Here is a 22,761-nt window from a genome sequence, read left to right as displayed (position 1 = left end):
CATCATTCGATAATACATTTACTGTACCTGTAGTTCCTTCTACAACTGTTAATACATCTACATCTGTTACTGGATCTAATGGGTTGGGATCAGTAACATCTGGATTTCCATCATTATCATCATCTGGATCTACATCATCAAACACTCCATCTCCGTCGGCGTCGGGAATTGAATTCTCAAGTGTAATTTCTTGGCTTAATACGCAACCAACTTGATCCTTAATAAAAAGAGTATAATTTCCAGCCGATAAATCAGAGAAAACATTACTACTTAAAAATTGATTAGAAGACATGCTACTTATGTTATACTCATATGGAGGGGTACCACCAGTTACATTGACTGTAATTTCTCCATCATTATTCCCAAAAGTTGGCTCTTTAGTTACTAAAATATCAGAAACTAAAACTGAGGGTTCGGTAACCACTACTGAGTTAACAACATATTCGTTATTTCCAGAATCTTTAACATAAACACTAAAACTACCTGCACATAAATTTGTAAAAATAGATGAAGTAGAAGTGGCGATTAACACCATTGAAAAATCATACAATTCATACTGATACCCCCCTGTACCTCCTATTGCATTTACTGTAATAACCCCATCACATGCACTATTGCACGTAACTGAATTTACTGAAACAGTGCTTACCAAGTCTTGTGCTGTTACAGAAATAAAAGTGAAGAATATAAAACTTAAAACTATTATCTTTTTCATATAAAATTTATTCTTTTAACAAATGTATTATAAAAACCGATTATACCAACTGTCTGTAATTGGAACTTCCCAGTAATTTTCTAATTCAAATTTTGTTTGAATTAAATTGTCAAAAATTATTGTTTTTCCAGTTACAGCTTTATTTTTAATCAACTTTTTAAAGTCTTTTAGTTCTTTATACTGTGTGTATTCACCTTGCTTAAAACACACATTCATTTTATCTAATAATTCAATTTCATACTCTTGCTGTAACTGTAAAACAAAAGCTACCTGGGCATCCAAATCAGCATTTGTTAACTCTGAATTTTCTTCTGCTAGAAAAACAATAAAACGATTGTGTAAAAATTGAAATGAAGCTTTAAAATCTGCATCATCAGTTTTCCATTGATCAACAAAAATTTGTAATTTCTCTTTTAATCCTTCAATTTCTTGAGGATAAAACTTTCTACTTGAAGGGTAAATCCAAACTTTTGATTCTTCTGATAAAGTACTGTAATCAACAAACATAATAACGCTTTCGGTTCGGCAAATATACAGAAAACAAATCCCCTTTTTGATTGTACTCAAAAAGGGGATTCTTTATTAATTTTTTATTGTTTAAATAAACGATATAATGTCTTTCTGAACATCGTTTCCTTTATCTTTATTATACCAAACTTGTAAATATTTTTTAAATTCAGCATCCAAGCTTCCATGTTCATTTTTATAATCAGCAACCATTTTAGTAGCAGTTGTTGGTCTTGGTCCCCAAGTCGAAATCACTTCATTTTTATTATCTAAAGCAATTAATTTAGGTATAGATCTACCTCCGTTTGTTAAAAATTCATCCATCAATTCAACATTCTCATCTCTAAGAACCAATTTTAAATTAATATTTGGGTTTTCTTCAGCTATTTTATGAATTACTGGTAAATTTTGAGCAGCATCTCCACACCAACCTTCAGTTAAAACCAGCCATGTTTGTGGCTCTTTCACATCTTTAACCTTAGCAATAGTTTCTTCGGTAAGCTTAATAGTTTTATCTAAACGTTTCATACGTTTGTCATTTAACAAACTATAATTTAATAAATCATCTGATTGACTTGGCCCTGTAGATTTTCCTTGATCTAATAAATCTTTAACAAGAGTTCTGTATTCTGGGTATGAAATTGCTTTTTGTAAGCTGTTTTTTATTATTTCTTTCATCTTCATTATTCTATATTACAAAAATATCTGTTTCTATTTAAACGCTTAGCTACCTAAGTTACAAAGCATGAAAATAGATTACAATAGACGAGAAAATTTGATAGAACTTACACTTCTTTTAACTGCTGACTTTCTAACTTTTTTAAATTGGTGATAATATCCTTAGTCATTGAAGCTAAATCGAATTGATGTTGCCATCCCCAATCTTTTCTTGCGTGAGAATCGTCAATAATTTGAGGCCAACTATCTGCAATAGCTTGTCTAAAATCTGGATTATACGCAATTGTAAAATCTGGAATGTACTTTTGTATTTCAGTAGCAATCTCTTTAGGTGTAAAGCTTATTGCTGCTAAATTATATGAAGTTCTTGTTTTAATTTTATCTGCATCCGCTTGCATTAATTGGATAGTCGCATTAATTGCATCATCCATATACATCATTGGCAAACGTGTATTTTCTGATAAAAAACATTCAAAAGTTCCTTTCTTTAAAGCATCAAAATAAATATCAACTGCATAATCTGTAGTTCCACCACCAGGTAACGTTTTCCAGCTAATAATTCCAGGATAACGAATACTTCTTACATCAACTCCATATTTATCATGATAATAATTACACCAGTGCTCTCCGGCAACTTTACTAATTCCGTATACTGTAGATGGTTCCATTACAGTTTGCTGCGGTGTATTTATTTTTGGTGATGTTGGTCCGAATGAAGCCATCGAGCTAGGCCAATACACTTTTTCAATATACTTTTCTTTTGCTAACTCTAAAACAGCTAATAAAGAAGTCATATTTAAATTCCAGCCTTTTAAAGGATACTTTTCTGCTGTAGCCGATAACATCGCAGCCATTAAATAAACCTGGTTAATTTTATACTTTTGAATTACATTTAAGATACCTTCTTTATCGGTTGCGTCAATAATTTCAAAAGGTCCTGAACTCATCATTTCTGCCCCTCCTTCTCTAATATCAGAAGCTATAACATTATCATTCCCGTATATAGAACGTAACTTTTGAGTTAACTCAGTTCCTATTTGCCCGCAAGCTCCTAAAATTAATATGGTGTCATTCATTTTTAAAAATTCAAAAATATAGGTTGACAAAGTTATTAAATTTCACATTTCGCAAAAAACATTTCTACTTTTTTAACTATCAGCAAATTAAAAAGATAAACAACTGATTACAAACTAATAATCGCATCAGCGTACATAACCCGCTTAAAATATGTACTTTTATCCCTTTAATTATTAAGTTGAATGAGATATACTTTAGCCTTTTTAGTTTCTTTTTTATTAATTATTACTTCTTGCAAAAAAAACAAGGAGCAAAAAAATACTCCAGTGCAAAAAACAGGAATGAATGCTGTTGCAAACCACACTCCATTTGCAAAAATTGATGAAGCATCAATAAAAGAAATAAAAGACTGGAAAGAGTATTTTATTGTAGAAGAGTTTATGGAGCAATTTGAAAAAACCTCAGCAACAGAAGCTCTAAACAATGCTATAGAGTTAAAAACATTAACTAAACAACTTAAGGATAGCTTAAACATTGAAACCTTAAAAACCTCAGCTTTTAAAGCTCGAATTAATGTTTTTCAGAATGAAGTTCTTCGATTAACTGACATGACTTTTATTCCTTCAATCACATCACAACAAGTAAATAGCCAAGTTGAAAAAACTTTAGCTCTTTTTGGAAGCATGAATGATAAAATTAATACTGTTTATGCTAAAAAACGTTTTGATAAAGCTATTAAATTAGATAGCCTTTTTACTATTGAATAGTATTTAACGCCTCATAAATTAAACGACTTTCGTACCCTCTATACAAAAGATAATCTGCTATTTTCTTTTTTCTTTTATACAGATTTACTTCTGTAACTAGCTTATTTTTTTTCTCTACCAGCTCATATAAAGTTGCTATATAATCTTGCTCGTTGATCTCTTTTAACGCTGTTTTTATATTATAAGAAGAAATATCACGAAATTTTAACTCTCTTGTAATACGCTCTTTTCCCCACTTTTTTATTCTGAATTTTCCGCGAGCAAAACTTTTTGCGAATCGCTCTTCATTTAAAAAATTGTGTTCTAAAAGGTGTAGTAAAATGTATTCTTTTGCTTCAGGTATTAAATTATACTCTGTTAGTTTTTTTTCAATTTCTTTATGACAGCGATCTTGATATACGCAATACTGCTCTATCTTTCTTTTAATTTCATCAACTGTAAAGACTTGTTTACTCATGCTACGAAAATACCATCCTATTTCCAATTATTTAAAAAAGAAACTACCTTTTCTTTATAACTAGCTCCGATAGGTATTTCGGTAGAATTTACTTCGACATCATTTACTGTAAAAGCAGATATTTTATCGATGTTAATAATATAAGAACGATGTACTCGTAAAAAGTTTTTAGCTTTTAATTCTTGCTCTATTTCACTAATTTTATACTTAGAAACGATGCGTTTATTATCAACTGTATGAATCTTGATATAATCTTTTAAACTTTCGATAAATAAAATATCGTTTACAATTACTTTATGATGCTTATTTCCTGATTTTATCAGCATAAAATCATCTGAAATAGCATTAGCAGAATTACTTATTTCTGACGTTTGTTTTTGCTCTCTTAAAAAACGTTCAATTGATTTGAAGAATCGCTCAAAAGTAATTGGCTTTAGCAGATAGTCTTCTACTCCCAAATCATAACCTTCTATCGCATAATCTCGATAAGCAGTTGTAAAAATAGTTTTAGGCGGATTTTTTAATGATTTTAAGAAGTCAATCCCAGTTAAATTGGGCATTTTTATATCCAGGAATAATAAATCTATTTGCTGTGTATTTAATATTTCGAATGCTTTTATTGCATTATTACAGGTTGCTACAATTTCTAGCGAATCAATTTTAGCAATATGCTTTTCCATCAATCTAATTGCCAAAGGCTCATCATCTACAACCAAACATCTAGTTTTCATATTTCTAATTTTGATTTATTTTTAGCACTACTGTAAAATCATTTTCTGTAGGGTGTATATCTAAGCTATAATTATTCTTATAAATTAAAGCTAATTGTTTTCTAATATTAGATAGTCCTATACTTTGTTTACCTTTTAATTCTTCATCTGCAGAAACGGTATTCGAAATATGGAACTCAAACTCATCATCTTTATTAGAAATATGAATTGTTATTTTAGGTGACCCACTATCTTCTCCTGCACCATGTTTAAAAGCGTTTTCAACTAAAGACAATAATATTAAAGGCGGTATTTCTGTATCATTCTCTACTGCTGTTGTAAAAGAAACTTGTAACCTATCATCGTATCTTAACTTTTCTAAAGATATATAGTTTTTTAATAATTCTATTTCGCTTGATAATGTAACAAACTTCGTGTTACATCGATATAAAACATGATCTAATATTTCAGATAACTTCCCAATTGATTCAGATGTTTTTGGCGAATTATCTATTGACAGTGAATAAATATTATTTAAAGTATTGAATAAAAAATGGGGGTTTAATTGTGCCTTTAATGTTTTTAATTCTATTTCTGTTTTTTCCTTAGATAAAGAAAGTTTTTTAGACTTCTCTCGCTCATCTTCAAAATAATATTTAACAGCCACAAACACTAACGAATTCAGTAAAATATTGGGGATATATTTTGCCAATAACCATCTATAATCTGTAAATATTTCTTGTATTGATTCTTGTTCAAAAGGAGGTATTCTTATTATTGGTTCACCTACATGCACTACTAAAATTCTACTAACAACACCTATAAGGTAAATAACACCACAAAAAACAAGAACTGCTAAAATGTACTTTTTTGTTTTTACAAACCTAGGTATCCAAAAATAAGCTATAAAATAAGAAGCTACTATTTGCATAGAGAATCCTATAGAATTAAAAACAAGCCCTTCAAAAATTGTAAAATGTTGATTCTTCTCGTTTATAATTATATCTCTAAAAAGGTCTAGTAAAAAGAGAGCTGTCCAAAATAAAATATGAAGTAATATTCTATTGCCTTTTATATATGTTGATATTTTATGTAATCTATTCATACCAAACAAAAGTAATCGCTATCATTTAATTTATTTTCTAAAATCGACAAAAACTGTTTTTTTACTCCTAAATGCAACATTACATCATCTAAACAAGTCTTTTATATCAAACAACGCTTAAACGTCGACTTTTTGCACCCATTTATCTATTCTCAGAATATCACTTTATAATCCAACTCATATTTGCACTATAAATAAAATAATGTTTAAAATGAAAAAATTACTATTCATCACCATATTGCTACTTAGTTCAATACATTTATCAGCTCAAATAACTATTGCTGGTAAAGTCGTTGAAAAAAACACCCAACAACCTTTAGAATTTGCTACAGTTATTTTAACAGATGCAACTACTAACAAACTTATTACTGGTGAATCTACCAACAGTAAAGGAGAATTCTCTATCAAAGCTAAAAAAGGAACTTATAATATTAAAGTTGAATTTATCGGATTTAAAAATCATTTAATAAATAATGTGTCGCTTACTAAAAATCAGTCTTTACAAACTATCTTTTTACAAGAAGATTCTCAGGCATTGGACGAAATTGAAGTGGTTGCCGAAAAATCTACCACCGAATATAAACTAGATAAACGTGTATTTAATGTTGGTAAAGATTTAATTTCAAAAGGAGGGTCTGTAAACGATATTTTAAACAATGTTCCTTCTGTAAATGTAGATATTGAAGGTGTGGTAAGTTTAAGAGGAAACTCTAATGTTCGAGTTTTAATTAACGGTAAACCATCTGTATTAACCGCTAATAATGGCTTAGAGTCTATTCCGTCTGAAACTATAGAAAAGGTAGAGGTAATTACCAATCCATCTGCTAAATATGATGCTGAAGGAACCGCAGGAATTATCAATATTATTTTAAAGAAAAATAAAAACGGTGGTTTTGGTAGTTCTTTACAATTAACTACTGGAATACCAGATAATCATAGAATTAATTACAATGCAAATTACAAAAGAGAAAAATTCAACTTGTTTTCAAACATTTCCTATCGATATATGTCTTTTGATGGAAATGGTTATTTAAACAGAACTAATTTTAATAATAATGTTATAACTGATTTTTCTAACAGAACTACAGCTACAAATAGAACTCGTCGTACTTTTAATTTATATTTCGGAAGTGATTACTATATAAACGACTTTAACACACTTACATTAAGTTACTATTACAGAAACAACACGAGTAAAAATAATGTTGATTATACTTTTAACTTCTTAGACAGTTCAAAACAGATTGAAAATGTATTAACTTCGAAAGAAACCTATAGGGAACCTCAAAAAGCAAATCAGATTGAATTAAACTATGTGAAAACATTTGCTAAAAAAGGACAAAAGTTAACCCTTAATTTTCAATATGATTTTTGGAATGATGATGAAAATGAATTGGTAGAAGAGCAAGAGCAATTTCCAACAGTATCGGCTATAAACTTATTAAAAAGTAGAGATATAGAAAGTAGTAAAGACTTTTTATTTCAATCAGACTTTAAGTTACCTATTACTAAAAAATCGCATGTAGAAATGGGTGTAAAAGGTGAAATTAGAAATATTGATAGCGACTATAAAGTTTGGGACAATACTGTTTTAATTGATAGTTTAGACAATTTATTAAAATATAACGAACGCATTTACGGAGCTTATGTTCAATATGGAAATAGAGAAAACAAATTACAATACTTATTAGGTTTACGTGCTGAGCATGCTAATACAGGAAGCACTGATAGAAAAAATCAGTTTAAGACTGACAAAAGCTATACTGATTTATTTCCTACAGCACATTTAACATATAATTTTAACCAAGCTACAAATTTACAATTAAGCTACAGTAGAAGAATTAGACGTCCTAGTTTTTGGCACCTGAATCCTTTTGGAGGAATATCTGATCGTAGAAATATACGTGTTGGTAATCCTGATTTAAACCCAATGTACACGAATTCTTTTGAATTAGGTTTATTAAAACGTTTGAAAAAGTTCACGTTGAATCCATCTATTTATCACCAAAAAACCACCAATTTATTTGAAACTTTAGTTACACCTAATGAGTTTGGCGCTTTAATTTCAAAGCCTATAAACTCTGGAACAGAAAACAGATTTGGTGCTGAATTAGCTATTCGATATTCACCATACAAATGGTGGCGATTATCTAGTGAGTTTAATTACTTTACTTTCGATCAAAAAGGAATATATACTGTTGATGACAGTGCTTGGTCTACTCGTTTAAATTCGAGAATGAAGTTTTCAAAACTAACTATTCAATCTAGTTTTAATTACCAAGGAGAAAGACAAAGTGGACAAATGTTTACTGAAGCTCAATACAGAGCTAATATTGGGGTTAGTAAAGATCTTTGGAATGATAAAGCAACTGTTACTCTTAACATGAATAACATTTTAGACTCAAGAGAGAGAACACAGTTAATTACTGGTGAAGATTATACAATAAATAGTTATAACAGACCTATAGGTAGATTTACCTCTGTAACTTTTACTTACAGGTTTAACAGAACTAAAAAAGATAGAGATCGTTTACCTGATTAACTCTTTTAAAAAATTATAAAAAAAGGGTTAAGAACATAATGTTCTTAACCCTTTTTAAGTTAACAAAAAAATCAATTTATAAAACGCTACGTAACCACATTTTAAATCGTGTGATTAAATAGAATAAGATTGGTACTACTATTAATGTTAAGAAGGTAGCAATAAATAATCCGTAAATTACTGTCCATGCTAATGGCCCCCAGAAAATTACGTTATCTCCTCCCATATAAATATGCGGATTAAACTCACTAAATAACGTAAAGAAATTAATATTAAATCCTGTTGCTAATGGAATTAAACCCAAGATAGTTGTAATTGCTGTTAATAATACTGGACGTAAACGTGCCTTACCTCCTCTTATAATTGCTTCTCCTAAAGTATTTACATCTACAAAATCGTCTTCATCTATTCCATTTTCTGCTTTCTTTCTATCAATCAATAACTGGGTATAATCTAACAGTACTACCCCGTTATTTACAACAATACCTGCTAATGAGATAATCCCCATCATTGTCATCATAATTACAAATGGCTTAGCTGTAATAATTAATCCTCCAAACACTCCAATTAAACTTAAGAAAATCGCTAACATGATTATTCCTGGTTTTGAAACTGAGTTAAATTGGAAAATTAAAATCAAAAAGATCAATCCTAAACCTGAGAAAAATGCTCCCATTAAGAATGCCATTTGTTTGTTTTGTTCTTCAATCTGACCTGTATAATGAATCTTTACTGAATCTGGTTGTTCTGTAAACGATTTCATCTCATTCTCAATCTTCGCTACAATTGCTGCTGCATCTGTATATCCTGGTGCTAATGCCGAATACACTGTTACGATACGCTTAGATTGTTTATGCTTAATTGCACTATATCCAGATGCATTGCTTTGCTTTGCTACAGCAGATACTGGAATCTCTTTAACTTGACCTGAAGCCATATCTCTGAACGTTATTTTCTGATTGAAAATAGCACTCTTATTGTATCTATTATCCTTATTAAAACGCACATAGATATCGTAATCTTCTCCATCTTCTTTATAAATACCAGCTTTAGACCCGAAAATTGCATTACGTAATTGACCACCTACTTGAGAAGCACTTACTCCTAATTCTCCAGCTTTTTTACGATCTACATTTACTAACATAGATGGCTTTGATTTGTTAACATCAATCTTTAACTCATCAATACCTGCAATACTTTTCGAGTTGATAAAATCACGCATTTTTTCAGCGGTATTAATCAATTCAGCATAATCTTTTCCTTCTAATTCGATATTAATAGGATATCCTGCTGGTGGACCAACTGCTTCTTTTTCTACAGAAATTGCCAATCCTGGATAAATTCCTTTTAAAGCTTCTGTTACTTTCTTTTGCAACTCCTTACTATCTGCTCCTTCACGATATTTATATTCACGCATTGAAGCCGTAATCTTACCTCTATGTGGCATTTCTGCTGTAGAACCTCCGTCCGTTTGTGGGTTTCCTGACCCAGCCCCTACTTGAGAAACTGCACTCTCTACTAAGAAATTATGATCACCATGCATATACTCAGGTGAGTTTAGCACGTTGTACACACGCTCTTCCAAATCTTTCATAATCAGATTTGTCTTTTCAATATCGGTTCCTTGTGGATACTCGATATACACAATAATCTGGTTTGGTGTATTATCTGGGAAGAATTCTACTTTTGTTCTCTGGCTTGAAACTGAAGCTCCAAATCCTCCAAAAGCAAAAAATAATAAAAGTACTGTTGCAATTGTAATTACATATGGTCTCCATCCTTTTAATGCACTTCTTAACATTTTTTCGTAAAAACGTTCCCAGCGTGGCAATACATTATTTTGAAAAGCATTTGCCCAAGGTCTTAGTGCCATTCTATACACCCATAACATAATTGCAGTAAATACCATGATAGTACCTAAAGCTCTATAGGCTCCACCAAAAATAACAATCAACAATCCGATTATTACCATGATAGATGATAAGGTAATAATTCTCTTTAATGGCATGCTCTTATCTTCTACACTCATAAACTGTGATACCATCACTGAGTTAAAGAAAATTGCCACAAATAACGACGATCCTAATACTACCGATAAGGTTACCGGGAAGTAAATCATAAATTGCCCCATTACACCAGGCCACATACCTAATGGAATAAATGCCGCTACTGTAGTTGCTGTAGAAATGATAATTGGAAAGGCAATCTCTCCAATACCTTTTTTAGCAGCTTCAATTCTAGGCATTCCCTCATCCATTAAACGATATACGTTTTCTACAACTACAATACCGTTATCTACTAACATTCCTAGTCCCATGATTAACCCGAAAAGAATCATGGTATTCATGGTATATCCTAACCAACTTAAAATCATTAAAGACATGAACATCGACATTGGAATTGCAAATCCTACAAACAATGCATTTTTAAATCCAAGGAAGAACATTAGTACTAATACTACTAAAATTACCCCGAAAATAATGTTGTTTACTAAATCATCTACTTGTCCAATTGTTTTTGAAGATTGATCGTTAGCAATCGTAACTTTTAAGTTACTTGGAAAAACATCAGCTTTGGCATCTTTTACAATCTTTTGAATCTTTTCGGCTGCTTCTACCATGTTTTTACCAGAACGCTTCTTTACATCTAGCATCACTACTGCTTCACCAAACTCACGAGCATAGGTAGTTTTATCTTTATCTTTAAAAGATACTGTTGCGATGTCTTTTAAGTAAATAGAGTTTCCTTTTTCCGACTTTACTACAAAATTTTGTAATTCTTGTGGATCTTCAATTTCTCCTAAAATTCGAATAGTTCTACGTTGTCCACTTGCAATTAAATTACCTGCTGACATTGTTAAGTTTCCTCCGTTTACCGAATTGATAATATCTTGAAAACTTACCTGAGCAGCCATCATTTTATAGATATCTACAGCAATCTCAACTTCTTTTTCTTCTGCTCCACGAATATCTACCTTCTTAATTTCATCTAGATCTTCAATCTCATCTTCTAAATACTCACCAAACTCTTTTAACTTATCTACAGGATAATCTCCAGAGATATTAATGTTTAAGATTGGCATTTCTTCAGACATACTCAATTCAAACACATTTGGTTCTACTTTAGCTCCATTAAAGGTTGGCCAATCTTCACCAGATGTTTCTTGATCAATCTCGTCTTTTACTTTTTGCTTTGCTTGGTCTACGGTAATGTTCTCATCAAACTCCACCACTACCATTGAATAATCTTCTTGTGATGTAGAAGTAATCTCTACTACATTACTTACCGTTTTCAGCTTATCTTCTAACGGATCTGTAATCAGTTTTTCTATATCTTCAGCTGTGTTTCCTGGATATACTGAACTAATGTAAATTTTAGTTTCTCTAATTTCAGGAAAATTCTCTCTTGGCATACTTAAAAAGGCAGAAATACCCATAATAAGTATCATCACCATCATTACATAAATGGTTGTCTTATTATTAATTGCCCAAGAGGATAAACCGAATTCTTTATCGACTTGTTTCTTTTGTTTTTCAGTCATCTTAACTTGTAGTCTTTAGTTGATTATTTTGCTTGTGAAAGAGTTAAGATCTTCACCTCTTGTCCATCTTTTACACTACGAGCACCCTCTTCTACAATTTGAGCTCCGTTCTCTACACCAGATAACACCTCAATAACATCTCCTTGAGTTTTTCCTGTAGTAATAATTGCTTGTTTTGCAACACCTTTTTTATCTTTTAAATCTTTAATTACATAAATATATTGCTCTCCTTTTGCGTTTTCTGAAATAATACTTTGAGGTATTAAAATTGCAGAAGGATTTGAATAATCGTTAATTTTCAACTTAGCCGTTAAATTTGGCTTAATGCTTCTATCTTTATTTGGCACTCCAATTTCTACTTTAAAAGTTCTATTTGCAGGATTTATAAAGTTACCTGCTTGACGAACTTTAGAGTTTAATGATCTTCCTAAAACTGGAAACTCAACCTCAACATCTTTTCCTTTTTTAACAGAAGTAATGTAGCTTTCAGGAACATCCGTTTCTATGTACATATCTCCTAAGTTAACTACTCTAAATACCTCAGAACCCATACCAGGAGCAACCACAGTACCTTGTTCTTTAATTACATCATCAACAATACCTGAAAATGGTGCTCTTATTATACTCTTACCTAATTGTTGTTTTAATTGATTTACAACTCTCGAAGAAGACTCGTAATTTGTTTTAGCTTGTAAATACTGAATCTCAGAACCTATTCTTTGCTCCCATAAACGTTTTTGACGATCGTACGTTGTTTTAGCTAAAGCTGCTTGTGCTTCTGCTTGCCCTACTTGTTGGCTTACTCCTCCGTCATCAATCTTTGCTAAAGCTTGCCCTTTTACAACTTTTTGACCTTCTTTCACATAAATTCTTACCAATTGTCCTGGCATTTCAGGATATACTAAAACATTCTTTTTAGTTTGTACATTTCCTTGTAATTCTAAATAATGAACAAATGGTTTTTCTAGAGCAACAATTGTAGTAATTAATGGAACTTTCTTGTTTGTATCTAATTTAGAAATCTCATCATTAAGTAACTTGATATCTGCTACTAATTCTTGTTGCTTTTTATCTAATGCATCTTTTTTTGCACGAATTGTTGTTAAATCTTTTGACGCTATCACTGAGTCAACTGATTGTTCCTTACTTCCGCATGCTGCAAAAAGTAATGAAATAATTGCGATGGTTAATATCTTTCTCATTAGTTGATTATTTTATTGAAATATTTAATGCGTTTTCTAATTTTGCTTTATTTGAAATAATATTTAATATCGATTGCAAATAATTGTTTTGCTGTGAATACAGCTGATTACGAGTAGCTAATAAATCTATACTTGTAGTTACCCCTTCATCAAATTTTATTTTTTGTTTTCTTTCTATTCGAGTAGCTAACGCTAAATTCTTTTTAGCTGTTTCGTAATTCGCTATACTTAACTCATAGTTACTTTGAGCTTGTTCTGCTTGTAAACTTAATTTCTGTTTAATCTCTGCCAAACGAATATCTGCACTTTCTAAAGCAATTGTTGCTTGTTTAACTTTAGCTTTTTTACCGAAAGAGCTAAAAATTGGCACATTTAAGCTCACCCCTAATAAAGAATAATCAAACCATTTTTGGTCACCATTTGTAAACGTAAAAGAGTCTGAGTTTGCATTAGCTCCATAATTTACAAATGCAGATAATGTTGGTAAATACTTACTCTTTTCTAACTTCATTAATAAACGCTTACTCTCTCTATCATTCTCAGCTATTCTTAAATCTATATGCTTTTCTAGGTCAAAGGTTTTTGTTAATAAATTTAAATCTGTATTAGTCACTACTAAATCATCTAATGAATCAGTTAAATTTAATTTGGTGTTAATAGGGTTACCAAGTGATAAGTTTAACATTTGATAAGCGATAACCTTATTTCTATCAGCATTTCTTTGCTGACTAATAATATTACCTTGAGTAATTTCAAATTGCTCAATAGTCTCTTCTTCTGTTAAACCTTCTTTGAATCCTTCTTTTGCTCCTCTTAATTGGCGATCTACTGTTTTCTTATTCTCTTTTAAAATATTTATACGCTCTTGAGCAACTAAAACATTACCATAAGCGTTAATTACTGCCTCTCTCGTAGCTAACTCAGTTTTCTCCTTTGCTTGTTCTGATATTTTCAAATAGGTTTTAGCTGATTGTAATCCTACCAAATATGACCCATCAAATAATAACTGATTTAAAGTAACAGAAGCGTCCATCGTCTGTTGAGTTCCAAAAGTAACTGGAACAAAAGTCCCAGGAGCTCCTCCAGCAATTTCTCCTGGCAATAGAGAAATTTGTTGTTTTAACCAGTTTTTATAATCAACTTTTCCACTTATCTGTGGTAAACCAATGGTTGTTGTTTCCCATTTACGTTGCTTTGCAGTTTCAATATCATTTAAAGCAACTTTGTTACTATAGCTATTTTTTATTGCATAATCCACAGCCTGCTTCATGGATAAGCTCATTTCCTTTTCCTGAGCTTGTAACACTCCTATCAAGAAAAAGCAAAAAATTAAAATTTTATTTTTATACATCGTTATTTATTAATTTCTAATTGATTTTCTAATACTTCAATTCCTTTTTTAGTAGCAATAGCTCTTATATGATATTCCAAAATCTGATATTCTACCTTCATTAATTCATCCATTTTTTCTCCATAATTATCACTATCAAATACCCCAAAAATTAATGTAAAGTAAAAGTTAGTAACTAAATCTTTATTTATCTCTGGTCTATACAACCCTTGTTCTATTCCTTTTTCTAAATTATCTGTATTACATTCACGAAACATACAAACCTCTCTTTCAACAAGATTTGTATATGATTCTGGAAAATATTTTTTTAATTGAAACATTGGAGATGTCTTTGCATTCTTAAACATCTCTTTAAAAACTGCTTTAACAGCAAACTCCTCTTCAATAGCATTATGCTTTTGTTCTTTTATAAACATAATTGTATCATCTATTGCTTTCTGAACAGCAACAATAGAATCATCAACTAAATCTGCTTTATTTGAAAAATACTTGTAAAGTGTTTTTTTAGATATTGCTAATTCATTCGCAATATCATCCATCGTTACGCTTTTAAACCCGTAGTTTAAAAACATCTCTCCTGCCTTTTCTAAAATTTTATTCTTCATAATTCGAGGGCAAAGATACAGCAGGAAACTTTAGAAACAAAAAAAGTTTCCTGAGTTTTAATAATTTTTTAACATTCCATTATAAATAGAATTTATGTTTGTCTTATTTTTACAAAAAATTTCAGATTTGGACATACTTCAATATCAATCAGACTTTTTAACTTATTTATCATCTCAAAAGTTAATCAAAGAACCTAAAAATCTTTACGAACCAATAGATTATATATTACAATTAGGAGGAAAAAGAATCCGACCTGTATTAACTCTCATTGCTTCAGATATTTTTTCAGGAGATTACAAAAAAGCGCTACCAGCAGCATTAGCTGTTGAAGTTTTTCATAACTTTACTTTAGTACATGACGATATAATGGACGATGCTCCACTAAGAAGAGGACACGAAACCGTTCATGAAAAATGGGATATTAACACTGGAATTCTTTCTGGTGACGCTATGTTAATCTTAGCATATCAGTATTTCGAAAATTATTCTCCTTTAGTATTTCAAAAATTAGCACAATTATTTAGCAAAACTGCACTTGAAGTTTGTGACGGACAACAATTAGATGTAGACTTTGAAACAAGAAACGATGTTACTATTGATGAGTACATTAAAATGATTACACTTAAAACTTCTGTTTTAGTGGCTGCTGCGTTAAAAATGGGAGCTATTGTTGCCGAAGCTGATGAAGAACAAGCACAGCATTTATACAACTATGGATTAAACCTTGGAATTGCTTTTCAGCTACAAGATGATTACCTAGATACTTTTGGCGACCCAGAAACTTTTGGTAAGCAAGTGGGTGGTGATATTATCGAAAACAAGAAAACTTTTCTTTATTTAAAGTCATTAGAAGTAGCAAATGATGAAGATAAAGAGCAACTTTACACCCTTTACAATAAAAAACAAAAAAATAATTCAGAAAAAATAGCAGCCGTTTCTACTATTTTCGCAAAGAATAATATACCTAATTACACCCACGAACTTATTGAGTATTACACCAATAAGTCTTTCGAGAGTCTAACCCACCTAAACATAGATGCTGCTTCCAAAGAAGGTCTACGTATGTTTGGTGAAAATTTAATGAGCAGAAAAGTGTAAAAAATTGCTTTTTATTTAAAAAAGTTTTTATTTTTGCAGTCAAAATTTAAGGGTCCTATAGCTCAGTTGGTTAGAGCACCTGACTCATAATCAGGTGGTCCGAGGTTCGAGTCCTCGTGGGACCACTCTTAAATTCAACCACTTACAGAAATGTAAGTGGTTTTTTGTTTATAAAAACACCCTTAAACTTGTACCAAATAAAAAACCCACAGTATTTACTGTAGGTTTTCTTTTTTAATTCTTCTTTATAATATAAAAATACGATCGCCTATTTTCTTGATGCTTCTCCTTTGAGCATTGATTTGAATCGTCACAATCATTGAGTAACTGATCTTCTCCATAACCAATAGCGCTTTCAATTTGTTTAGTATTAATTCCTCTTGCTAAAATATAATCTCTAGTTGATTTAGCTCTTTGATCAGATAGTTTTCTATTATAATCTTTCGGACCTCTACTATCAGTATGAGACTCGATCTTTATAACCATATCTGGATGTTTTTTAAGAATTGATACAATGTGTTCTAATTCATACTCAGCATCTTCTCTAATATTATACAAATCAAAATCAAAATAAATAGGATTAATAACTATTTGATCTTCTACAATTAATGATTCTAATTCAACATTTGCTGTAATCAATTGATTATTTACATCTAAAGTTTCTGCATTCTTTTGAATACTTCTATACCCTTCTTTTGATATTGCTATCGTAAACGTTTTCTCACAATCTACATCTTCGAAAACATAACTTCCATTTTCTTTTGAAAGTTCTTTTAACACTTCTTCTCCCTTGTCATTAATCAACCTAACTGCAACATCTGATATTGGCTGACCTGTTTTTACATCTGTAATTATACCTTTTATATTTTCTTTACAGAAATAGATAATAAAACTATAAATATCGTCATCTCCCTTACCTCCTTTTCTATTAGAGGAAAAGAACCCACTCGATTTTGCATCATTAATCACAAAAGAAAAATCATCTAAAGGTCCGTTTACTGGCGTTCCTAAATTTTTAGGCTTAGTGAAATTTCCGTTCATTTGTTTTGACTCAAACACATCTAGTGCTCCTAACCCGAGGTGTCCATCAGAAGAAAAGTACATAGTTCCATCTATATCTACAAAAGGAAAAGATTCTCTTGCCTCCGTATTAATTACAGCTCCTAAATTTTCAACTTCACCATAATTATCATCACCCAAAATAGCGACTTTATAAATATCAGTCGCTCCAAACCCTCCATTCATATCAGATACAAAATACAATGTTTTTTCATCTGGACTTAAAGCTGGATGACCACAAGAAAAATCATCTGAATTAAAAGGTAGTTCTCTAACATTTTTCCATTCTCCTGCTACATTGTCTGCTTTAAAAATTTTTAAATTAGTAACTTTATTTTTATCACTTGTTACCTTTTCTCCATCAAAATTATTTCTCGTAAAATAAATTGTTTTACCATTTTTAGTAATAACAATATTAGATTCATGATAACGAGTATTTATCCCTTCTAGTTTTTTTACATCTTTAACCTCTATAACATTTTGCTCATTATCTAAACTTTCTTCTGCTGAATAAATATTTAAAAAAGGTTGCTCGTTCCAACTATATAGTTTTTTATCAAACTTTGACCCTTCAGGTTTTGTTGAAGCGAAATATAGTTTGTTACCATAAAGAAACCCTCCAAAATCAGAATACTTAGTGTTGGATGATAAATTATTAATATTTACATAGGTTTTCTTTCTATTAGTATAATCAATAAAGTAATCTTTATTTTCTTCTAAAGCTTTAGGTCTGCTATCCTCATTTTTTACCTGACTTAATTTAGCCAACCACTCATCTGATTCTTCTACTTTTCCATTACTTTTTAATACTTGCGCATAACGAAAAATATACTCAGGCGACACTATAGACTCGTATTTATTCATTAATTCGGCATACCATTTCTCTGCCTTTAAAAGCTCAACATTATAATAGTACGAATCTCCTAACCTACTAACTACAACCTTAGAAGTATCTCCTTTTTTATAGATAGATTCATATAATTCTGCAGATTTTTTATAAGCGAACTCATTAAAAAACCTATTCGCTATAGATTTTCTTTGAGAATATCCAAAAACTGAAGTAATCAAACATACCAGCAGTATACATTTTTTCATATGGAAGGGATTAAAACATTTATTATTAAGAAACATTTGCATTTACTAAGTCACTTCTCTATTAGTAAAAATACTAAATATTTTATTTTAAACTAGTTAGTCTAGCAACATACTTTCCAATCACATCAAACTCAAGGTTTATTTTACTACCAACTTTAAAGTTTTTGAAAGTAGTATGATTTAATGTATAAGGAATAATAGCAACACTAAACTCTTCTTTTTTCGAATTCACTACTGTTAAACTAACTCCGTTAACAGTAATCGATCCTTTTTCGATAGTAACATTGCTTCCATCAAAATCATATGAAAAAGTAAAAACAGTACTTCCGTCTTGATCTTGAATACGAGTACAAACTCCTGTTCTATCAACATGTCCTTGAACGATATGTCCGTCTAACCGAGCACCTAGTTTCATTGCTCTTTCTAAATTAACTTCATCATTAACTTTTAAATCGCCAATATTCGTTTTATCTAATGTTTCTTTAATTGCAGTAACCGTATATTCATTATTATCAATTTCAACAACCGTTAAACAAACACCGTTATGTGCTACACTCTGATCTATTTTTAATTCATCTGTAATAGCACTTTTTATAGTTAAGTGTAAGTTTTCCTTATCTCTAACTACACTCTTTACAATTCCAAGAGTTTCAATTATTCCAGTAAACATTCTCTAAATTTTAGTTACTTTTGTTTGCATCAAAAATACAACTTTACGCACTAAAGTAACTATGGACAATACAAACAAAATTATTGTTGGAATTTCAGTTGGCGACATAAACGGAATTGGTATAGAAATTATTTTAAAAACATTTGAAGACAAACGCATGCTTGAGTTTTGTACTCCTGTGTTATTTGCTTCTAATCGATTAATTTCTTATCACAAAAAAGCTTTAGGTTTCAACAACAATATTCATGGAATTAACAATATTGAGAAAATTGTTCATGGAAAAATCAATTTACTAAATGCCTGGAAAGAAGAAGTTAAAATTGAAATTGGCAAAATAACAGAAATTGGTGGCGAATTTGCTTACAAATCACTTTCAGCAGCTACAAAGGCTTTAAAAAGCAATCATATTGATGTTCTATTAACTGCACCAATTAGCAAAGAAAACATACAATCTGAAGAATTCAAATTCCCTGGACATACTGAGTATTTAGAAGAAAACTTAGATGGTAAAAGTTTAATGATTTTAATGACTGATGAATTACGTATCGGTTTAATTACTGGTCATATTCCTATATCAGAAGTAGCAACAACTATTACTCCTGAATTGATAAAGTCTAAGGTAGAAACCATGCATAATTCTTTAAAGAGCGATTTTAACATAAGAAAACCTAAAATTGCAATTCTTGGTTTAAACCCTCATTGTGGAGATAACGGCATTATTGGTAAAGAAGATGATGAAATTATACGTCCAACAATTAATGAAATAAAAGAATCTGGTAAATTAGTTTTTGGTCCTTATGCAGCTGATGGATTCTTCGGATCAAAAACCTACAAACAATTTGATGGTATTTTAGCCATGTATCACGATCAAGGTTTAGCGCCTTTTAAAACATTATCATTTGGTAATGGTGTTAATTTTACAGCAGGCTTAAGTAAAGTAAGAACCTCTCCTGATCATGGAACAGGATTTGATATTGCAGGTAAAAACAAAGCAAACCCTACATCGTTTAAAGAAGCTTTATTCACCTCATTACAAATCTTTAAGAATAGAGAAGAGAATAAAAAACTAACCGAAAACGTATTAAAAGTTAAATAGTATATTTTTTTTAGGGAAAATATAAATATAAAAACATTTTTTATATCTTTGCACGCTCAAATTGATAGTTGTAGATGAAAGACTTAAAAGAATTCAACATACCTTTTATAGGTTTAAAAGAAGGAAGTCATTTATTTGAATATCAAATTGACAACAAGTTCTTTGAAGATTTTCAGTTTGAAGATTTTAACGAAGCTAATTTAAAAGCAGATGTTGATTTTGTAAAAAAGAATACCTTAATGGAATTTTCTTTTACAATAAACGGAACAGTAAATGTTCCTTGCGACACTACTAACGAGCCATATAATCAAGAAATTGATGGCAGCATGAAATTAGTAGTTAAATTCGGACCTGAATTTAATGACGAACATGATGAAATTTTGATTCTTCCACACGAAGCTTATCAAATAAACGTTGCTCAATATTTATACGAGCTAATTGTTTTATCGGTTCCGACTAAAAGAGTCCATCCAGACGTTTTAAACGGCTCAATGGAATCTGAAGCTTTAAAAAGATTAGACGAATTAAGAATAAAAGAGAATAAAACTGTTGAAGAAGAAATCTCAACAGACCCAAGATGGGATAAATTAAAGGATTTACTAACAGATAAATAAAAACATAAAATGGCACATCCAAAGAGAAAAATATCGAAAACTAGAAGAGATAAAAGAAGAACTCACTATAAGGCTTCTGTACCTCAAATAGCAACAGATCCAACAACTGGAGAAGCTCATTTATACCATAGAGCTCACTGGCACGAAGGTAAATTATACTACAGAGGTCAAGTTGTATTAGAATCTGCTACTGCAGAAGCTTAATATAACCTTCTGTTATAAAAAATCAAAAAATCCCTCTTTAAGAGGGATTTTTCATGTTTTTACGTCAAAATTTGTTGTTTTTGACGTTTTTTTGCACATAAAGTGAAATAATTTTCATTTCTTTGAAAACTCGTTTTACGACAAAACAAACAACTATGACTAAAATAACTGCAGCGATAACAGCCGTAGGTAAATATCTCCCAGAATATGCCCTTACAAATAAGGAGTTAGAGACGATGGTAGATACGAATGACGAATGGATTACTTCTCGAACGGGAATTAAAGAGCGTCGAATCTTAAAAGGTGAAGGAAAAGGTACTTCTTTCATGGCCATAAAAGCAGCCGAAGACTTACTTAAAAAATCAAACATCAATCCAGAAGAGATTGATATGGTTATAGTAGCTACCGCTACTCCAGATATGCCTGTTGCTTCAACAGCAGCATATACAGCCTCTAAAATAGGAGCTATAAATGCTTTTTCTTACGATTTACAAGCAGCTTGTTCAAGCTTTTTATACGGTATGTCAACCGCTTCTAGATATATAGAAAGTGGACGTTACAAAAAAGTATTATTAATTGGAGCAGATAAAATGTCTTCAATTATTAATTATACAGACAGAGCTACTTGTATTATTTTCGGAGATGGAGCTGGAGCAGCTTTATTTGAACCAAACAATGATGGCTTAGGATTACAAGACGAATACTTAAGAAGTGACGGAATTGGGCGTGAATTTTTAAAGATTGAAGCTGGTGGATCTATCTTACCAACTTCTGAAGACACTTTAAAAAACGGACAACATTTTGTACATCAAGAAGGTAAATCAGTATTTAAATATGCTGTTTCTAATATGGCTGATGTTTCTGAGAAAATGTTAACTAGAAATAATCTTACTAAAGAAGATATTCAGTGGTTAGTACCACATCAAGCAAATAAAAGAATTATTGAAGCCACAGCAAATAGAGTTGGGCTTGAAGATGATAAAGTAATGATGAATATTCATAAATACGGAAATACCACTTCCGCAACATTACCTTTATTGTTAAACGATTATGAAAAAGAGTTAAAAAAAGGAGACAATTTAATTTTTGCCGCTTTTGGTGGAGGCTTCACATGGGGAGCAATCTACTTAAAATGGGCATATAACTCATAATAAACCAAACAACTAAAATTAAGAAAAATGGATATTAAAGAAATTCAAAGTCTTATAAAGTTTGTAGCAAAATCAGGTGCAAGCGAAGTGAAGTTAGAAATGGAAGATATTAAAATCACCATTAAAACTGGAAGCGAAGCTCCTGAAACTACAATTATTCAAGCGGCAGCTCCTATGGCAGCTGCTCCCCAAATGGTAGCACAAGCACCAGTTGCTCAAGCAGCAGCTCCTGCAGCGCCAGCGAGTAATACTGAAGACGACTCAAAATACATAACTATCAAGTCGCCAATTATTGGTACTTTTTACAGAAAACCATCTCCAGACAAACCAAATTTTGCTGAAGTAGGTACAGATGTTAAAGTAGGTGATACAGTTTGTATTATTGAAGCAATGAAATTATTTAACGAAATCGAATCTGAAGTTTCAGGTAAAATCGTTAAAATATTAGTAGATGATTCTTCTCCGGTAGAATTCGATCAACCATTATTTTTAGTAGATCCATCTTAATTAACATAAAAATCCAAATTAAATAAAATACACTTTTTATTTAATCTGGATTTTTTTAATTCTTAGAAC

At 30.8% G+C, this 22,761-nt stretch carries 21 protein-coding genes and 1 tRNA gene; 9 read left to right on the top strand and 13 right to left on the bottom strand.

Translation table 11 applies throughout. The annotated features are described in order from the left end of the window. The 4 genes from H3Z83_RS11770 to H3Z83_RS11755 all read right to left on the bottom strand — a co-directional run. The coding region (locus H3Z83_RS11770) for a SprB repeat-containing protein (protein ID WP_182125689.1) at window positions 1–715 on the bottom strand (715 nt) is incomplete at its 3' end. 27 nt (window positions 716–742) lie between these two features. Beyond that, window positions 743–1,222, bottom strand: a complete 480-nt coding sequence (locus tag H3Z83_RS11765) for an ABC transporter ATPase (RefSeq protein ID WP_182125688.1) — start codon at window positions 1,220–1,222, stop codon at window positions 743–745. 90 nt (window positions 1,223–1,312) lie between these two features. Beyond that, on the bottom strand, window positions 1,313–1,900 hold the full coding sequence (locus H3Z83_RS11760; protein WP_182125687.1) for a thioredoxin family protein: 588 nt from the start codon (window positions 1,898–1,900) through the stop codon (window positions 1,313–1,315). Between the two features lie 107 nt (window positions 1,901–2,007). Beyond that, complete coding sequence (locus H3Z83_RS11755; RefSeq protein WP_182125686.1) at window positions 2,008–2,976, bottom strand: NAD-dependent epimerase/dehydratase family protein; 969 nt, start codon at window positions 2,974–2,976, stop codon at window positions 2,008–2,010. A gap of 183 nt (window positions 2,977–3,159) precedes the next feature. On the opposite strand from H3Z83_RS11755, the gene H3Z83_RS11750 reads away from it, so the two are divergent. Next, window positions 3,160–3,684 carry a hypothetical protein gene (locus H3Z83_RS11750; protein ID WP_182125685.1) on the top strand — a complete coding sequence of 175 codons (525 nt, stop codon included), beginning with the start codon at window positions 3,160–3,162 and terminating at the stop codon, window positions 3,682–3,684. Here H3Z83_RS11750 and H3Z83_RS11745 read toward each other — a convergent pair. Genes H3Z83_RS11745 through H3Z83_RS11735 form a run of 3 tightly spaced genes read right to left on the bottom strand, consistent with a single transcriptional unit; the run spans window position 3,674 to window position 5,956 of the window. After that, complete coding sequence (locus tag H3Z83_RS11745; RefSeq protein WP_182125684.1) at window positions 3,674–4,141, bottom strand: regulatory protein RecX; 468 nt, start codon at window positions 4,139–4,141, stop codon at window positions 3,674–3,676. The two genes, H3Z83_RS11750 and H3Z83_RS11745, sit on opposite strands and share 11 nt — an antisense overlap. 17 nt (window positions 4,142–4,158) lie before the next feature. Beyond that, on the bottom strand, window positions 4,159–4,872 hold the full coding sequence (locus H3Z83_RS11740) for a LytR/AlgR family response regulator transcription factor (protein WP_182125683.1): 714 nt from the start codon (window positions 4,870–4,872) through the stop codon (window positions 4,159–4,161). Window positions 4,873–4,876: 4 nt separating this feature from the next. Next, a complete protein-coding gene (locus H3Z83_RS11735) occupies window positions 4,877–5,956 on the bottom strand; it encodes a sensor histidine kinase (protein ID WP_246337560.1) in 1,080 nt (359 codons plus the stop codon). Between the two features lie 211 nt (window positions 5,957–6,167). On the opposite strand from H3Z83_RS11735, the gene H3Z83_RS11730 reads away from it, so the two are divergent. Then, window positions 6,168–8,498 (top strand): outer membrane beta-barrel family protein, encoded by a 2,331-nt coding sequence (locus H3Z83_RS11730; protein ID WP_182125682.1) that lies wholly within the window; start codon window positions 6,168–6,170, stop codon window positions 8,496–8,498. Window positions 8,499–8,574: 76 nt separating this feature from the next. On the opposite strand, the gene H3Z83_RS11725 is transcribed toward H3Z83_RS11730, so the two are convergent. From H3Z83_RS11725 to H3Z83_RS11710, 4 genes are read right to left on the bottom strand one after another with little or no spacing between them, the layout of a single operon-like run. Beyond that, window positions 8,575–12,039 (bottom strand): efflux RND transporter permease subunit, encoded by a 3,465-nt coding sequence (locus tag H3Z83_RS11725; RefSeq protein WP_182125681.1) that lies wholly within the window; start codon window positions 12,037–12,039, stop codon window positions 8,575–8,577. A gap of 23 nt (window positions 12,040–12,062) precedes the next feature. After that, window positions 12,063–13,241, bottom strand: a complete 1,179-nt coding sequence (locus tag H3Z83_RS11720; RefSeq protein ID WP_182125680.1) for an efflux RND transporter periplasmic adaptor subunit — start codon at window positions 13,239–13,241, stop codon at window positions 12,063–12,065. Between the two features lie 7 nt (window positions 13,242–13,248). Further along, window positions 13,249–14,592, bottom strand: a complete 1,344-nt coding sequence (locus H3Z83_RS11715) for a TolC family protein (RefSeq protein ID WP_246337558.1) — start codon at window positions 14,590–14,592, stop codon at window positions 13,249–13,251. A gap of 2 nt (window positions 14,593–14,594) precedes the next feature. Next, window positions 14,595–15,197: a TetR/AcrR family transcriptional regulator gene (locus H3Z83_RS11710; RefSeq protein WP_182125679.1), complete on the bottom strand. Its 603-nt coding sequence runs from the start codon at window positions 15,195–15,197 to the stop codon at window positions 14,595–14,597. A gap of 127 nt (window positions 15,198–15,324) precedes the next feature. On the opposite strand from H3Z83_RS11710, the gene H3Z83_RS11705 reads away from it, so the two are divergent. Next, window positions 15,325–16,296, top strand: a complete 972-nt coding sequence (locus H3Z83_RS11705) for a polyprenyl synthetase family protein (RefSeq protein WP_246337556.1) — start codon at window positions 15,325–15,327, stop codon at window positions 16,294–16,296. A 51-nt stretch (window positions 16,297–16,347) separates the two neighbouring features. Continuing rightward, a tRNA-Ile gene (locus H3Z83_RS11700) sits at window positions 16,348–16,421 on the top strand. Between the two features lie 109 nt (window positions 16,422–16,530). Here the strand turns inward: H3Z83_RS11700 and H3Z83_RS11695 are convergent. Then, entirely contained in the window at window positions 16,531–18,450 is a 1,920-nt protein-coding gene (locus tag H3Z83_RS11695) for an OmpA family protein (protein ID WP_182125677.1), read from the bottom strand. An 82-nt stretch (window positions 18,451–18,532) separates the two neighbouring features. Then, window positions 18,533–19,120 (bottom strand): riboflavin synthase, encoded by a 588-nt coding sequence (locus H3Z83_RS11690; RefSeq protein ID WP_182125676.1) that lies wholly within the window; start codon window positions 19,118–19,120, stop codon window positions 18,533–18,535. Between the two features lie 61 nt (window positions 19,121–19,181). On the opposite strand from H3Z83_RS11690, the gene pdxA reads away from it, so the two are divergent. The 5 genes from pdxA (at window position 19,182) to accB (ending at window position 22,692) form a co-directional block, all read left to right on the top strand. Further along, entirely contained in the window at window positions 19,182–20,216 is a 1,035-nt protein-coding gene (pdxA, locus tag H3Z83_RS11685; RefSeq protein WP_182125675.1) for a 4-hydroxythreonine-4-phosphate dehydrogenase PdxA, read from the top strand. Window positions 20,217–20,290: 74 nt separating this feature from the next. After that, on the top strand, window positions 20,291–20,830 hold the full coding sequence (locus H3Z83_RS11680; protein ID WP_182125674.1) for a YceD family protein: 540 nt from the start codon (window positions 20,291–20,293) through the stop codon (window positions 20,828–20,830). A gap of 9 nt (window positions 20,831–20,839) precedes the next feature. Further along, the gene (rpmF, locus tag H3Z83_RS11675; RefSeq protein WP_182125673.1) at window positions 20,840–21,034 is read left to right on the top strand and encodes a 50S ribosomal protein L32; all 195 of its coding nucleotides are present in this window, start codon (window positions 20,840–20,842) and stop codon (window positions 21,032–21,034) included. Window positions 21,035–21,189: 155 nt separating this feature from the next. Then, on the top strand, window positions 21,190–22,185 hold the full coding sequence (locus H3Z83_RS11670; protein ID WP_182125672.1) for a beta-ketoacyl-ACP synthase III: 996 nt from the start codon (window positions 21,190–21,192) through the stop codon (window positions 22,183–22,185). A gap of 27 nt (window positions 22,186–22,212) precedes the next feature. After that, window positions 22,213–22,692: an acetyl-CoA carboxylase biotin carboxyl carrier protein gene (accB, locus tag H3Z83_RS11665; protein ID WP_182125671.1), complete on the top strand. Its 480-nt coding sequence runs from the start codon at window positions 22,213–22,215 to the stop codon at window positions 22,690–22,692. The last annotated feature ends 69 nt before the right edge of the window (window positions 22,693–22,761 follow it).

Source organism: Tenacibaculum pelagium, assembly GCF_014062345.1.
In the GTDB taxonomy this organism is placed as follows: Bacteria; Bacteroidota; Bacteroidia; order Flavobacteriales; family Flavobacteriaceae; genus Polaribacter; species Polaribacter pelagius.
This window is presented reverse-complemented; position numbering and strand designations above follow the sequence as displayed.

Coding starts and splice junctions, on each gene's coding strand:
- rpmF (WP_182125673.1), top strand. CDS start 20,840: ATGGCACATCCAAAGAGAAAAATATCGAAAACTAGAAGAGATAAAAGA.
- H3Z83_RS11725 (WP_182125681.1), bottom strand. CDS start 12,039: ATGACTGAAAAACAAAAGAAACAAGTCGATAAAGAATTCGGTTTATCC.
- H3Z83_RS11750 (WP_182125685.1), top strand. CDS start 3,160: ATGAGATATACTTTAGCCTTTTTAGTTTCTTTTTTATTAATTATTACT.
- H3Z83_RS11745 (WP_182125684.1), bottom strand. CDS start 4,141: ATGAGTAAACAAGTCTTTACAGTTGATGAAATTAAAAGAAAGATAGAG.
- H3Z83_RS11760 (WP_182125687.1), bottom strand. CDS start 1,900: ATGAAAGAAATAATAAAAAACAGCTTACAAAAAGCAATTTCATACCCA.
- H3Z83_RS11755 (WP_182125686.1), bottom strand. CDS start 2,976: ATGAATGACACCATATTAATTTTAGGAGCTTGCGGGCAAATAGGAACT.
- pdxA (WP_182125675.1), top strand. CDS start 19,182: ATGGACAATACAAACAAAATTATTGTTGGAATTTCAGTTGGCGACATA.
- H3Z83_RS11740 (WP_182125683.1), bottom strand. CDS start 4,872: ATGAAAACTAGATGTTTGGTTGTAGATGATGAGCCTTTGGCAATTAGA.
- H3Z83_RS11720 (WP_182125680.1), bottom strand. CDS start 13,241: ATGAGAAAGATATTAACCATCGCAATTATTTCATTACTTTTTGCAGCA.
- H3Z83_RS11765 (WP_182125688.1), bottom strand. CDS start 1,222: ATGTTTGTTGATTACAGTACTTTATCAGAAGAATCAAAAGTTTGGATT.
- accB (WP_182125671.1), top strand. CDS start 22,213: ATGGATATTAAAGAAATTCAAAGTCTTATAAAGTTTGTAGCAAAATCA.
- H3Z83_RS11670 (WP_182125672.1), top strand. CDS start 21,190: ATGACTAAAATAACTGCAGCGATAACAGCCGTAGGTAAATATCTCCCA.
- H3Z83_RS11680 (WP_182125674.1), top strand. CDS start 20,291: ATGAAAGACTTAAAAGAATTCAACATACCTTTTATAGGTTTAAAAGAA.
- H3Z83_RS11735 (WP_246337560.1), bottom strand. CDS start 5,956: ATGAATAGATTACATAAAATATCAACATATATAAAAGGCAATAGAATA.
- H3Z83_RS11690 (WP_182125676.1), bottom strand. CDS start 19,120: ATGTTTACTGGAATAATTGAAACTCTTGGAATTGTAAAGAGTGTAGTT.
- H3Z83_RS11710 (WP_182125679.1), bottom strand. CDS start 15,197: ATGAAGAATAAAATTTTAGAAAAGGCAGGAGAGATGTTTTTAAACTAC.
- H3Z83_RS11730 (WP_182125682.1), top strand. CDS start 6,168: ATGAAAAAATTACTATTCATCACCATATTGCTACTTAGTTCAATACAT.
- H3Z83_RS11695 (WP_182125677.1), bottom strand. CDS start 18,450: ATGAAAAAATGTATACTGCTGGTATGTTTGATTACTTCAGTTTTTGGA.
- H3Z83_RS11715 (WP_246337558.1), bottom strand. CDS start 14,592: ATGTATAAAAATAAAATTTTAATTTTTTGCTTTTTCTTGATAGGAGTG.